The organism is Streptomyces sp. NBC_00234, assembly GCF_036195325.1.
Taxonomy (GTDB): Bacteria; Actinomycetota; Actinomycetes; order Streptomycetales; family Streptomycetaceae; genus Streptomyces.
This window is the reverse complement of the sequence record NZ_CP108101.1, coordinates 5,807,166-5,820,316: the sequence shown is the minus strand read 5'-3', so window position 1 is coordinate 5,820,316 and position 13,151 is coordinate 5,807,166. Positions and strand designations below refer to the sequence as shown.

Sequence of the window (13,151 nt, the reverse complement as noted above, 5' to 3'; positions counted from 1 at the left end):
CGGGCTCCTTAGCGGGAGAGTGCGCGGACAGTTCCGGTCACGTTTACCCGGCAGCCGTCGCACATTCGAATGCAGTTGATCTGCACACGTACAGACAGCCGGATCCGGCCAAGGGTTGTACCCGTCGGACACATGTGATCAAGAGGCGACGGTTCAGCCCCGCCGCACGTGCCCCGGAGATCCCTCGGCCGAGCCGTCCGTGCCCGCCACCTGCCCCGGCAAGGGCCGCTCACCAACCACCAACGTTCACCAAGCCGAAGCGTTCAGCCGCAGGTCAGAGACGAGAGGGGGTGCAACCTCGCAGGTCGCTCCGTCGGGAGGTCAGTTCTTCGGCTTCTGAGAGTTCCGCAGGTCAGCGCCCACCGGCGCTGGATCGCTGTATCGACCCGCCGGACAAGGAACTGGGTGAAGCAGGTCGGGGTCGTCGATAAATCCCTCGACATGGGTCGCAGTGATCGAGGACGCTTCGCGCGATGACCAGAATCGATGACACGCCGCCCGCGTGGGACGAGCGCACCCAGCTCACCACGTTTCTCGACTACGCACGTGGCACCGCTCGCGCCAAGTGCGAAGGCGTCTCTGCGGAGAACGCCCGCAAGGCGCTCCTGCCGGGCTCACCGCTGATGACCATGAGCGGAGTGATCAACCACCTCCGCTGGGTCGAGTACTACTGGTTCCAGGTGATCTTCCTCGGCGAGGAAGACCGGGCCCCCATGACCGACGAGGACCCCGACCGCGAGATGCGAATCGCCGTCGACTTCCCCCTCACGCAGCTGCTCGACGAATACGCCGAACAGAGCGCCCGATACCGCGAACTGGTCGCCGGGAACGACCTGGACAAGCAGGCCCAGGGAACCATCCGTAACGGCCTCCACGTTGACCTGCGCTGGATCCTGCACCACCTCACCGAGGAGACGGCCCGCCACAACGGCCACCTGGACATCCTGCGCGAGATGCTCGACGGCACAACCGGCTACTAGATCCGGGAGAGATCATGGGCGGAGCCAGAGTCTGATCGAGGCGAGCGTGACGGTGCCATGGAAGATGTAGGCGCGCTTGTCGAATCTCGTGGCCACGGCCCGGGAGTTCTTCAGCGCGTTGATCGTTCGCTCAACTTCGTTCCTGCGCTTGTAGCTCGTCTTGTCGAAGCCGACGGGGCGGCCGCCCTTGCTGCCGCGGGCTTGGCGGTTGGCCCGCTGGTTCTTCGGCTCGAGGATGGTGTGCTTGATCTGGCGTCGTCGCAGGTAGCGGCGGTTGCGGCGGGACGAGTACGCCTTGTCGACGCCGAGATGGTCAGGCCGAGTCCGGTGTCGCCCACCGTCCAGGCGGGCGACACGGACACGCTCCATGACCGGGATGAACCGCGGGGCGTCGCCCCACTGGCCCGGGGTGATGAACAGGGCCAGCGGGCGGCGTCCGCCCTCACCGGCGAGGTGGATTTTGCAGGTCAGACCGCCCCGGGGGCATCCGAGTCCCTCATCGGGGCGGTGCTGCCGAGGTGTGCGCCTTTCCCCGGCAACCGCGGAGGCTTTCTGCGTGCTCCGGCAGCGTGTTGATGGGCCCGGGGAAGTCGTTGCGGACGCTGCGGACGCTAAACATTTTGTTTAGCGTCCAAAGTCTTTGTGCAGGTCAGAGCTGATGCGCTGCCCTGTGCGGACGCTACGGACGCTGTCTCCCCTCAACTCTCTAGTAAGAGGGGAACGGCACCTTAAGCGGAACGCCTCCTGCCCCCGGCTGAAAAGCCTCGCTGCGCCACCCAGCAGGAGGCGGGGCCGGACGTCCGCAAGCACCAATGTCATCTGCTGCTCTGTCGTACCTGCGGACGGCCTTTCAGTCGGGGCGGGTCGGGCTCATCTCGGATAGCCGGGCTCAACGCCGTCGAACAGCAAGAGGAGCACCAGGGCCGCGTGCTCCTCTTGCTGTTCGATGGGTGCGGCGTCGGGTGGTCTCTTCTGGTGGTGACAGGCTCGGCGTCGAGCGGCGCCATCACAGAGAGTTTCAGAGTTTCCAGCGGCCTATCTCGCTCCCAGAGCTGTCGACGGTCATGCAATTCTGCGGCACGGAATATCGAGATCACTTGAGTTGTTGCCCCCCGCACGGCCACCGCCGGGGGGCCATGACGACGAGGGAGCGTTGGATGCGGGCGGTCGGGTTCCGGGGCAATGGAGGAGTCGAGGTACTGGAGGAGCTGGATCTGCCCGAGCCGGTGCCGGCTCCACGCCAGGTCGCTGTGCGGGTCGCCTTCGCGGGCGTCAATTTCGCCGAGATCCAGCACCGCCGGGGTGAGTTCGGCGCCCCGGACGGGCCGGGCGGAGTGGACATACCCGGCCTGGAGGTGGCCGGGACGGTCGTCGCGCTCGGTGCGGGGGTGAGCGGGCTGGCGCTCGGCGAGCCGGTTGCGGCCTACCTGCCGGCCTTCGGCGTGCTCAAGGACGCCGGACGGCTGCGGGAGGGGGAAGACGTGCTGATTCACTCCGCGGCGGGAGGAGTGGGCTTTGCGGCTGCGCAACTGGCCCGGGAGCTGGGGGCCGGCCGGGTGTACGGCACGACCGGTTCGGCGGAGAAGATTCCGTACGCCGCCGAGCTGGGCTACGACGCCGTTTTCCTGCGCGAAGGCTTCGCGGAGCAGTTGGCCGAGGTGACCGGCGGCCGGGGCGTGGACCTGGTCCTCGACCCTGTCGGCGGGCCGATCCGGGAGCAGAGCCTGACCATGCTGGCGCCGTTCGGCCGCCTGGTGGCCTACGGAGACCTCGGTCGGCACGAGCAGTGGACCGCCTCCGTATGGGACTTGTGGAAGGGCAACCGAGCCATCGCCGGGTTCAACATCGGCGACCTCGCCCGTCGGGCTCCCGAGCAGATCGGCGAGTACCTCGCCGAGGCGCTCCGGCTGCTCGCGGCGGGTCGGATCCGGGCCGGGGTGACGGAGACCCTGCCCCTGGCCGAGGCAGCAAAGGCACATCAGCTGCTGGAGACGGGTACAGGCCGAGGGAAATTCCTTCTCTCGCTCGGCTGACCCCACACCGCCCTGCAACCAGAACCGGTCAGTCGAGCTCTGGCCGCTCGGTACAGCCCTTTGGTGACGGGGCCGGCAGGTGGGGAACTACGTGATCACAGACCTGGGGGATTACGTGACCGTCCACACGAGCCCCAACGGGGACTGAAGCGCCCTGTGTATAGGCGGAATTCCACAGGTTGAGGGGACAGGGCCTCAGTTCTTCGGCCTCTGAGACAGCGGGCTCCTGCTCCTGTCCAGGCGGCATTCGCCCGGCGCGTCCGCTCAGGCGGGTCGTCCGTCGCCGGCTTCTCTGTGCATACCCGTGCACAGCGCCCAGACGACGAAGATGTTCACGGCGACCAACGTCAGGGCCCAGAAGGGGTAGTACGGCACCCACAGGAAGTTGGCGATCGCGCTGAGCCCCGCCACGGCCACACCGAGGAAGCGTGCCCACAGGGCTCCGGTGAGCACGGCGCAGCCGGCAAGGATGACGACGATGCCCAGGATCAGGTGCACCCAGCCCCAGCCCGTCAGGCTGAACTCGAACACGTAGTGGCGCGTCGCGACGAACAGGTCGTCCTTGGCGAGGGCCGCGATTCCTTCGAAGAGCGCCATCGCACCACCGAAGATCATCAGTGCTGCGGCGAAGACGGTGGTACCCGATACGCGCGCGTGCCACGGGCTCGGGTCGGTACCGGCCGTTGGGGGCGGGATGGTGTCACTGGGCATCGCGGACTCCCTGGGTGGCAGGGCCATACGTCAGCCGAGCTGTCGGATCGGCAAGATCCCTTCCAGCGTGGCACGACGGCACCCCACCGGCATCCCGAGCTGCGGCGGCGAACATGCCAATGCCCGACTCGGGGAGCCAGGAGGGGCAGGAGGCCCGTGGTCCTCGAAGCCCGCGGGCGCTACGACGCGGTCTGGGCGCGGGGCGGCCTCTGGCAGCGCGGGCAGTAGTAGCTGGAGCGGTTCATCCAGGCGCGGCGGCGGATCGGCGTGCCGCAGCGGTGGCACGGCTCCCCCTCGCGTCCGTACGCGTCCAGTGACCGGTCGAAGTAGCCGGACTCCCCGTTCACATTGACGTACAGGCTGTCGAAGCTGGTGCCGCCCTGCGCGAGGGCTTCGTTCATGACGTCCCGGACGTGCCCGAGCAGGGTGGCCGTCGTGGGGCGGGTGAGGGTCGCGGTCGGCCGCTCGTAGTGCAGCCGCGACCGCCACAGGGCCTCGTCCGCGTAGATGTTGCCGACACCGCTGATCAGGGTCTGGTCGAGCAGCGCGCGCTTGACCGTCGTGCGGCGCAGCCGCAGCGCGGTGTGGAACGCCGCGTCGTCGAAGGCCGGGTCGAGCGGGTCGCGGGCGATGTGCGCGATGCTGTCGGGCAGCCCCTCCGGAGTGTTCTCGTGGAGCGAGAGCCCGCCGAAGGTCCGCTGGTCGACGAAGCGCAGCTCGGTGCCGAGAGCGTCGTCGAAGGCGATCCTGATCCGCAGATGTTTCTCGTCGGGGGCGTCCTGCGGCTGTACGAGCAGTTGGCCGCTCATCCCCAGGTGGCCCAGGAGCGAGAAGGTCATGTCGTCGAGCGGCACCCACAGGTACTTGCCCCGCCGCATGGCCGTGCCGAAGCGGATTCCGCGCAGCCGGGCCGCGAAGTCCGGCCCGCCCCCGAGGTGCCGGCGTACCGCACGCGGATGCAGCACCTCCACCGCGCCGACGGTGCGACCGGTGACCCAGCGCTCCAGACCCCGCCGTACGACTTCGACCTCGGGCAGCTCGGGCACGGTGACGCTCCTCGGGAGAACTGGGCGGTGCTGGACAGGGAAAACCCCCCGGTGCACCAGGGCACCGAGGGGCTTCCTCATGGTTCAGGCCGGAGCGACGTCCGTGTTCGGCGGCGACGGTTCGGCAGGAGTGTCGGCGACCCCTGCCTCGGCGGCGGCCTTCGCCGCTGCCTGTCGCGCTTCCGCGTCGGCGCTGATCTCGCGCCAGGCGGACTCCGCCGCCTGTTGCTCCGCTTCCTTCTTGCTACGGCCGGTGCCGGTGCCGTACGAGACACCACCGACGCGAGCAGCAGCAGTAAAGGTCTTCTCGTGATCCGGACCGGTCTCCGTGACGAGGTACTCGGGAACCCCGAGGCTCTCGCTCGCGGTGAGCTCCTGGAGGCTGGTTTTCCAGTCCAGGCCGGCGCCGAGGCTTGAGGACCTGTCGATCAGCGGGTCGAAGAGCCGGTGAACCAGCTCAGAGGCCGCACTGAGGCCCTGGTCGAGATAGACGGCACCGATCACTGCTTCCAGTGTGTCGGCGAGGATGGAAGCCTTGTCCCGGCCACCCGTGCCCTCTTCACCGCGGCCGAGCCGGATGAAGGAGCCGAGTTCGAGGCCGCGGCCCACTTCCGCAAGTGCACGCGAGTTGACCACCGCGGCCCGCAACTTGGCCAGCTGGCCTTCGGGCAGGTCGGGGTGGGTTCGGTACAGCGTGTCCGTGACCACCAGGCCGAGCACCGAATCCCCGAGGAATTCGAGCCGCTCGTTGGTGGGCAGACCGCCGTTCTCGTATGCGTACGAACGGTGGGTCAGCGCACGCACCAGAAGGGCGGACTCGAGGTGATACCCGAGCCGCCCTTCCAGAAGCGTGTGGGACGAGGCTGTGTTGACGTTGTCTGCCTGCTTCTTGGCGCTGGACAACTCAGACATCGGGCCTCTCACCAGCCGCTCAGACCTCGAGGACCTGGCGCTTGTTGTAGGTGCCGCAGCTCGGGCACGCAATGTGCTGGAGCTTCGGCTCCTGGCAACGCTCGCACGAAACCAGGGTGGGGACCGCAGCCTTCCACTGCGACCGGCGGTGGCGCGTGTTGCTGCGCGACATCTTCCGCTTCGGAACAGCCACGGCTACTTCTCCTGCTTCTCGTCGACGCCTGCTTCGGCGCCGCCCATGTTGTCCTTCTCGCCGTCCTGAACGGTCTCGGCGAGTCCTTGCAGTGCCGCCCAACGAATGTCGACGGCATCGTGGTGGTGGCCGGGATTCTCGTCCAGCCTGATTCCGCATTCGGAACACAGACCGGCACAGGTCTCCTTGCACACCGGCTGCAGCGGCAGTGCGAGCACCACCGCGTCACGCAGCACAGACTCGAGGTCGAACAAGCCGTCCTCGAGGAAGAACCTGTCCTCGTCGTCCTCGGCGTCGTCGACCGGCTCCGCAGTCCTGCTGCGGCCCCGGTCATCGGCGTCAGGGTACGAGAACATCTCCTGGAAGTCCGCCGAGACCTCTCGGCTCAGCGGCTCCAGACACCTTACGCACTCCGCTTCGGCCGTTGCACGGGCGGTGCCTGTGACAAGCACCCCTTCCATGACCGACTCCAGGCGGAGATCCAGCGCCACGGGCGCGCCTTCCGGCACACCGATGACTCCGTCGATACCCAGGTCCTTGGGTGCCTCCACCGAGCGGGTCAGCCGCTTGAGGGCACCAGGACGCCGACCCAGCTCGCGCGTATCGAACACGAGAGGGTTGCGGTGGTCGAGGTGGCCGTTCAGGGCTTTTCCTGCTTTCGAGTCATGTGTGCATCGCGCTGCGCCGGGGAAGGCTGTCCCGGATTCGAGTGAGAAGCGGGCAGCCGGAATCGCGGACATAGGCGCGACCGAATGGCCAGGATACTGGACGCACCGCCCAGCACCCAATCGGGTCCCGCGCGCTCCGGAGCGTTCCGGTCAGCGCCCCTGCTCGTAGCGGCGCAGCTGCTCCAGATCGATCATGCTGGTGTCGAAGAGACTGGTCTCGTCGAGCGCGCTCTCACCCTGCTGCACCGGGGGCTGGGCCGGCTGCTGCGGCCAGCCGTAGTCCTGCTGGGGCTGGCCCTGGTTCGGGTCGTAGCCCTGCTGCGCGTAGGCCGCGTACGGGTCGGGCTGCTGCTGGTATCCGTAGGCGTCCTGCTGGAGCGGCTGGTCCTGGTACGCGTACGTCTGCGCGTACTGCGGCTCCTGCTGGACCGGGAAGTCCGGCTGTGCCTGGACCGGGAAGTGGGGCTGCTGGGGCGTCTGGTCCGGAGTGGCCAGGTCGGCCAGACCGGCCCAGTGGTCCTCGTCGCTGGTGTGCCCCTGGCTGCCCGCCGCGTCCTGGGCGGCCATGTGCGCCCCCAGATCGTCGGTGGCGACCCGGCCGTGCAGCTTCTGGCGACCCCGGCCGACCGCTTCCAGGGTCTTGGCGAGTACGGCCTCGAAGGCACCGAGCTTGGTGTCGACGTAGTCGTCGGCCCGCCGCTGGAGGGTCTCCGGGTCCGCGCTGCGCTCCGGCGCCTCGGCGAAGTCCGGGTCCTCGTACCCCTGGCTGTCGTAGCCCTGGCCACGGCCGAGGAGCTTCTCGCGGCCCCTGTCGACGGAGCCGATGGTCTTGGTGAGGACGACCTCGAAGTTGGCGAGCTTGCTGTCGACGTACTCGTCGGCCTCCGCCCTGACCTCCTCGGCCTCCTTGCGGGCCTCCGTCAGGATGCGGTCGGCCTCGTCCTGGGACCGGCGGGCGATCTCCGTGTCCGAGACCAGCGAGCCGCGCTGGGCATGGGCGGACTCGATGATCCGCTCGGCCTCCTGGCGGGCCTGCTCGACCAGCTGCTCGCGTCCGCCGATCAGCTCCTGGGCGTGGGCGAGGGAGCCGGGCAGGGCCTCCCGTACCTCTTCGAGCATAGCGAGCAGCTCGGCGCGGTTGACCACGCACGACGCCGACATGGGCATGGACCGGGCGTTCCCCACCGATTCGACGATTTCGTCGAGCTTCTTCTGCACGTCCACCGTGTGCTCGCCACTCTCTGCTGCTGTTGGAGACGGACGGGACGACTGTAAGGCCAGTCGGCTCCCGTCCGACACCTGGTGACGGACGGTCAGCGCTTCACTTCTGACCCAGACGCTCCGTGAGCGCCTCGTGGACCCTGGGCGGCAGCAGATGGGAGACGTCGCCGCCCCAGGTCGCCACTTCCTTGACCAGGGAGGACGACAGGAAGCTGTACGTGGGGTTGGTCGGCACGAAGAGCGTCTCGACGCCGGAGAGGCCGTTGTTCATCTGGGCCATCTGCAGCTCGTAGTCGAAGTCGCTGACGGCCCGCAGGCCCTTCACGATCGCCGGGATGTCGCGCTGCTTGCAGAAGTCGACCAGGAGGCCGTGGAAGGACTCGACCTCGACGTTGCCGAAGTCCGCGGTGACCTCGCGGATCAGCTCGATCCGCTCCTCCACCGTGAACAGTCCCTGCTTGGACTGGTTGATCATCACCGCGACGTGTACGACGTCGTACAGCTTCGAGGCACGGCCAATGATGTCGAGATGTCCGTTGGTGATGGGGTCGAATGACCCCGGACAGACGGCGCGGCGCAACTTGATTCCCTCGCTCTCCGGTCCGGTCATCGTGCGTCTTCGCACGTAGAGGCGGCGCGACCGTACCAAAGCGTGCCCTCGCCGTAGCGACGGGCCCGCAGTGGCTCGAATCCCTTGGGCCAGTTGAATTCTCCGCCTCTGGTGCTGCGCTCCACGGTGGCGAGCGCATCGTCGGTGAGCCAGCCCTGCGTACGGAGTGTGAGGAGTATCTCGCGGAGATCGTCGTCCGTGACGGCGTACGGCGGGTCCAGGAACACCACGTCGTAGGGGTCGGCGGGCGCCGGTCCTGTCACGATCTGTTCGGCTTTGCCTGCCCGGACCTCCGCGCCGGGGAGACCGAGCGTGCGGACGTTGTCGCGCACGACGCGGACGGCCCGGGCATCGGCCTCGACGAGCAGGGCGTGCACCCCGCCGCGGGAGAGCGCTTCGAGGCCGACGGCACCGGAACCCGCGTACAGATCCGCGATGCGGATGCCCTCCAGGGTGCCGAGGAGCGCTTCCCAGGTGGAGAACATGCCCTCGCGCGCCCGGTCGGACGTGGGGCGGGTGCCGGTCCCGGGCGGGACTGCCAGGCGGCGTCCGCCGGCCGAGCCGGCGATCACGCGGGTCATGAGTGTCTGTCCCTAGGGTCGCGGGTGGCACACAGGTCGGTACGCGTGCCGTGCACCCACGATATGGCGTCCCGGCGGATCGGGCCCCGGTCACCCCTTGTCGAGATACTCCTCCCGCTCCTTGTCCAGGAGCGCGTCCAGAGCCGTACGCAGCTCCGGCAGGTGCTCCAGGTCCGGGTCGGCGGCGACGACGACGGCGGCCTCCTCGCGGGCGGCGGCGATGACCTCCTCGTCGTCGATGACGCTGAGCACCCGCAGGGAGGAGCGGACGCCGGACTGGGCCTGGCCGAGCACATCGCCCTCGCGGCGCTGCTCCAGGTCGATCCGGGAGAGTTCGAAGCCGTCGAGGGTGGCGGCGACCGCGGAGAGCCGGGCCCGCGCGGGACTCGCCTCGTGGGCCTCGCTGACCAGCAGGCAGAGACCGGGCGCGGAGCCACGGCCGACACGGCCGCGCAGCTGGTGGAGCTGGGATACGCCGAAGCGGTCCGCGTCCATGATCACCATCGCGGTGGCGTTGGGGACGTTCACCCCGACCTCGATGACGGTCGTGGCGACCAGGACGTCGACCTGCCCCGCGGCGAAGCGGCGCATCACGTCGTCCTTGTCGTCGGGGTGCATCCTGCCGTGCAGCACCTCGATCCGCAGCCCGGCGAGCGCCCCCTTGCGCAGTTGCTCGGTGATCTCCAGCACGGCGAGCGGGGGCCGCTTCTCCCCCTCGTCCTCGGGGGCCGCGCCCTTGGCGTCCTCCCCCTTCTTCCCCTTCTTGCCCTTCTTCTCCGCCGCCTCGTCGGCGTCGTCCCCGATGCGGGGACAGACGACGTACGCCTGGTGGCCGTTCTCGACCTCCTCGCGGACCCGTTCCCAGGCGCGGCTGAGGAAGTGCGGCTTGTCCTTGGCGGGGACGACATGACTGGCGATCGGCGAACGGCCCGCGGGGAGCTGGTCCAGTACGGAGGTCTCCAGGTCACCGAAGACCGTCATCGCGACCGTACGGGGAATGGGGGTGGCGGTCATGACGAGCAGATGGGGCGGCTGCTTGCCCTTCGAGCGCAGGGCGTCGCGCTGCTCCACGCCGAAGCGGTGCTGCTCGTCCACGACGACCAGGCCCAGGTCGTGGAACTGCACCTTGTCCTCGATCAGCGCGTGCGTGCCGATCACGATGCCGGCCTCGCCCGTGACCAGGTCGAGCAGGGCCTGGCGGCGGGCCGGGACGCCCATGGACCCGGTGAGCAGCACGACCTTGGTGCCCAGATCCGAGCCCCCGAGCATGCCGCCTTCGGCGAGCTCGCCCATCATCTCGGTGATGGAGCGGTGGTGCTGCTGGGCGAGCACCTCGGTGGGCGCGAGCATGGCGGCCTGCCCGCCCGCGTCGACGACGCCGAGCATGGCGCGCAGGGCGACCATCGTCTTGCCCGAGCCGACCTCGCCCTGGAGGAGGCGGTGCATCGGGTGTTCGGTCGCCAGGTCGCCGAAGATCTCCGCGGAGACCTTCTCCTGGCCTTCGGTGAGGGTGAACGGCAGCTTCGCGTCGAACGCGTCGAGCAGGCCGTCCTGCACGGATCTGCGGGCCACCGCCGGGAGTTGGGTGTCGGCATAGCGGCGGCGGGCCAGCGCCACCTGGAGGACGAACGCCTCGTCCCACTTCAGCCGGTCCCTGGCGTCCGCGATGTCGGCCCTGGTCTGCGGGCGGTGGATCTTGACGAGGGCCTCGGGCAGGGCCGTGAAGCCACGCCCCTCCCGCAGGGTGGGCGGCAGCGGGTCGACGGCGTCCTGCGCGCTGGGCAGCACCGTGTCGACGGCCTTGGCGATCCGCCAGGAGTCGAGCTGCTTGCAGGCCGGATAGATCGGCAGCAGCTTCCCGGCGAAGGCGTCGACCGCCTCCGTGGCCTCGGCCGGGTCGGCGTCGAGCAGTTGGTACGTGGGGTGTGCGAGCTGCATCTTCCGGTTGAACACGGAGACCTTGCCCGCGAACATCGCCCGCCGGCCGGGCAGCAGGTCCTTGTGCGGCTTGTGGACGCCGTGGCCGAAGAAGACCAGCTGGAGCCGGCCGCTGCCGTCGGTGAGGGTCACTTCGAGGCGCTTGCCCCGGCCGTTGTTGAACACCATGATCCGCGCGTCGGCGACCTGTGCGACGACGGTCACGTGCTCGTCCAGAGGGAGGTCGGACAGCGCCGTGAGCTGGCCGCGCTCCTCGTACCGCCGCGGGTAGTGGTGGAGCAGATCACCGACCGTGTGCAGGTCGAGGTGTTCGGCCATCACCTTCGCGGTGGCTCCGCCGAGCAGCTTCTTCAGGGGTTCATCGAACGAAGACACGCGATCCATTGCACACCACGCCACTGACAAATGTCCGGCGGGCGCCCCAGGGCGGGCCGACGGACCCCTACTCGACGCCGATCAGGAGTGGTGCCACCTGACGGCCGCCCCGGTAGACCACCGTGTCCACGGCGAGATACCCCTCTCGTACGTGCTCCGCCAGCGCGTCGGCCAGCGCGTCCGGCACGTCCTCGCCCAGCACCAGCGTGACGAGTTCGCCGCCCGCCGCGAGCATCCGGTCCAGGACGGTGCGGGCCGTCGCGGGCACGTCGGCGCCGATGACGGCGACGTCCCCGTCGATCAGGCCGAGGATGTCACCGGCCTGGCAGATGCCCGCCATGGTCCACGACTGCCGTTCGGCGACGGCGAGTTCGGCGTACCGGGTGGCGCCGGCGGCGGCGGTCATGGCCACCACGTCCTCGTCGAAGCCGCGGTCCGGTTCGTGGACGGCGAGCGCCGCGAGGCCCTGGACGGCAGCGCGGGTGGGGATCAGGGCGACCCGGACGCCCTCGGCGCGGGCCTGTTCTGCGGCGGCACCGGCGGTGTGGCGCAGCATCGCGTCGTTGGGCAGGAGGACCACTTCGCGGGCGTGCGCCCGGCGGATCGCGTCGACCAGTTCGCCGCTGGCGGGCGGCTCTCCGGGCCGCGCGAGCACGGTGGTCGCCCCCGCCTCCGTGCACAGCCCGGCGAGCCCGTCGCCGGGGACCACCACGACGACTCCGCGCTGGGCGGGCTCGGCGTGGGCGTGGACCCGGTCGGCGCCGAAGTGGGTGATGCGGATGCGGTACGGCCGTCCGGCCTCGACCCCGGCCTCCACGGCGGCGCCGGCGTCGTCGACATGGACGTGGACGTTCCACAGTCCGTCGCCGCCCACCACGACCAGGGAGTCGCCGAGTCCGTCCAGCCGGGTCCGCAGCCGGTCGACGGCCTCGTCGCGGGCCTCCAGCAGGTAGATCACCTCGAAGGCCGGACCGTCCTCGTCGGCCGCGCAGTCGTCCACCGGCCTGGGCAGCACCTCGGGCACCGCCCACGACGTCCGCTCCGGCGCCTGCCCGGAGACGGCCTCCAGCAGTGCGCCGAGTACGGCGACCAGGCCCCGTCCGCCCGCGTCCACGACCCCCGCCTGTCCGAGGACGGCGAGCTGTCCGGGGGTGGCGGCGAGTGCGATGCGCGCGCCCTGGTACGCCGCGTCCACCACTGCCGTGAGGCCCTCGGCCCCGTCCGTGCGTTCCGCCGCCTCGGCCGCCGCGGTGGCAACGGTCAGCACCGTCCCTTCGACGGGATGGGCGACGGCCTGCCTGGCTGCCGCGGCGGCCCTGGTGAGTGCCGCGCGCAGGTGTTCCGCGTCACCGCTCTCGGCCAGTACCCCGGCCATGCCGCGCAGCAGCTGCGCCAGGATGGTGCCGGAGTTCCCGCGGGCGCCGATCAGAGCACCGTGCGCCATGGCCCGTACGGCATCGGCCCGGCCGGCCACGGAGGAACCGGTCTCATGGGCGGCGAAGACCGCTTCCACGGCCGCTGCGGCGGATTCCACGGTCAGATAGAGATTGGTGCCGGTGTCCCCGTCGGCGACGGGATAGACGTTGATCGCGTCGATCTCCTCGCGCTCCCGGCCCAGTGCCTCCAGTGCCAGTGAGCACCAGGTGCGCACCGCGACGGCGTCCAGATCGTCGGGGAGCTGCGGCACCTGATGGTCCTCCTTGAAGCGGCCGTCGGCAGCGGGTTGCTCCGCAGAGTAGCCCCCGGGCGGAGGCTCCGGCGGGGACAGGGGCGGGGCGGGCGACCGGGCAAGCCATGGTAGTTTCGTATCTCCGACGCAGCCGTTGTATGCTGCTTCGGTTGCCCGGCGAGAGTCGGGCCCATTCCTCCGGTACCGCCACTTC

Annotated in this window: 12 protein-coding genes and 1 pseudogene; 2 read left to right on the top strand and 11 right to left on the bottom strand. The window is 69.5% G+C overall.

Annotated elements, in window-relative coordinates; translation table 11 throughout:
• Positions 1–473 precede the first annotated feature (473 nt).
• Positions 474–980, top strand: a complete 507-nt coding sequence (locus OG230_RS25715; RefSeq protein WP_328906080.1) for a DinB family protein — start codon at positions 474–476, stop codon at positions 978–980.
• Positions 981–992: 12 nt separating this feature from the next.
• Here OG230_RS25715 and OG230_RS25710 read toward each other — a convergent pair.
• Positions 993–1,564: pseudogene (locus OG230_RS25710) on the bottom strand (IS5 family transposase); the annotation flags it as partial.
• A gap of 573 nt (positions 1,565–2,137) precedes the next feature.
• On the opposite strand from OG230_RS25710, the gene OG230_RS25705 reads away from it, so the two are divergent.
• Positions 2,138–3,013 (top strand): quinone oxidoreductase family protein, encoded by an 876-nt coding sequence (locus OG230_RS25705; RefSeq protein WP_328906079.1) that lies wholly within the window; start codon positions 2,138–2,140, stop codon positions 3,011–3,013.
• Between the two features lie 264 nt (positions 3,014–3,277).
• Here OG230_RS25705 and OG230_RS25700 read toward each other — a convergent pair whose 3' ends face one another.
• From OG230_RS25700 to OG230_RS25655, 10 genes are all read right to left on the bottom strand, one after another.
• Positions 3,278–3,724: a DUF7144 family membrane protein gene (locus tag OG230_RS25700; protein ID WP_443051376.1), complete on the bottom strand. Its 447-nt coding sequence runs from the start codon at positions 3,722–3,724 to the stop codon at positions 3,278–3,280.
• A 179-nt stretch (positions 3,725–3,903) separates the two neighbouring features.
• Positions 3,904–4,770, bottom strand: coding sequence for a bifunctional DNA-formamidopyrimidine glycosylase/DNA-(apurinic or apyrimidinic site) lyase (gene mutM / locus OG230_RS25695; RefSeq protein WP_328906078.1), 867 nt, complete (start codon positions 4,768–4,770; stop codon positions 3,904–3,906).
• An 84-nt stretch (positions 4,771–4,854) separates the two neighbouring features.
• Positions 4,855–5,682 carry a ribonuclease III gene (gene rnc / locus OG230_RS25690; RefSeq protein ID WP_328906077.1) on the bottom strand — a complete coding sequence of 276 codons (828 nt, stop codon included), beginning with the start codon at positions 5,680–5,682 and terminating at the stop codon, positions 4,855–4,857.
• Between the two features lie 19 nt (positions 5,683–5,701).
• Positions 5,702–5,875, bottom strand: a complete 174-nt coding sequence (gene rpmF, locus OG230_RS25685; RefSeq protein ID WP_003965982.1) for a 50S ribosomal protein L32 — start codon at positions 5,873–5,875, stop codon at positions 5,702–5,704.
• Positions 5,876–5,877: 2 nt separating this feature from the next.
• Entirely contained in the window at positions 5,878–6,486 is a 609-nt protein-coding gene (locus tag OG230_RS25680) for a YceD family protein (protein ID WP_328911532.1), read from the bottom strand.
• Between the two features lie 207 nt (positions 6,487–6,693).
• On the bottom strand, positions 6,694–7,767 hold the full coding sequence (locus OG230_RS25675; RefSeq protein WP_328906076.1) for an ATP synthase F0 subunit B: 1,074 nt from the start codon (positions 7,765–7,767) through the stop codon (positions 6,694–6,696).
• A gap of 97 nt (positions 7,768–7,864) precedes the next feature.
• Positions 7,865–8,344, bottom strand: coding sequence for a pantetheine-phosphate adenylyltransferase (coaD, locus tag OG230_RS25670; RefSeq protein ID WP_328911531.1), 480 nt, complete (start codon positions 8,342–8,344; stop codon positions 7,865–7,867).
• A gap of 26 nt (positions 8,345–8,370) precedes the next feature.
• The gene (rsmD, locus tag OG230_RS25665; RefSeq protein ID WP_328906075.1) at positions 8,371–8,955 is read right to left on the bottom strand and encodes a 16S rRNA (guanine(966)-N(2))-methyltransferase RsmD; all 585 of its coding nucleotides are present in this window, start codon (positions 8,953–8,955) and stop codon (positions 8,371–8,373) included.
• Between the two features lie 90 nt (positions 8,956–9,045).
• Complete coding sequence (gene recG, locus OG230_RS25660) at positions 9,046–11,277, bottom strand: ATP-dependent DNA helicase RecG (protein ID WP_328906074.1); 2,232 nt, start codon at positions 11,275–11,277, stop codon at positions 9,046–9,048.
• Positions 11,278–11,335: 58 nt separating this feature from the next.
• Positions 11,336–12,955: a DAK2 domain-containing protein gene (locus OG230_RS25655; protein WP_328906073.1), complete on the bottom strand. Its 1,620-nt coding sequence runs from the start codon at positions 12,953–12,955 to the stop codon at positions 11,336–11,338.
• Between the last annotated feature and the right edge of the window lie 196 nt (positions 12,956–13,151).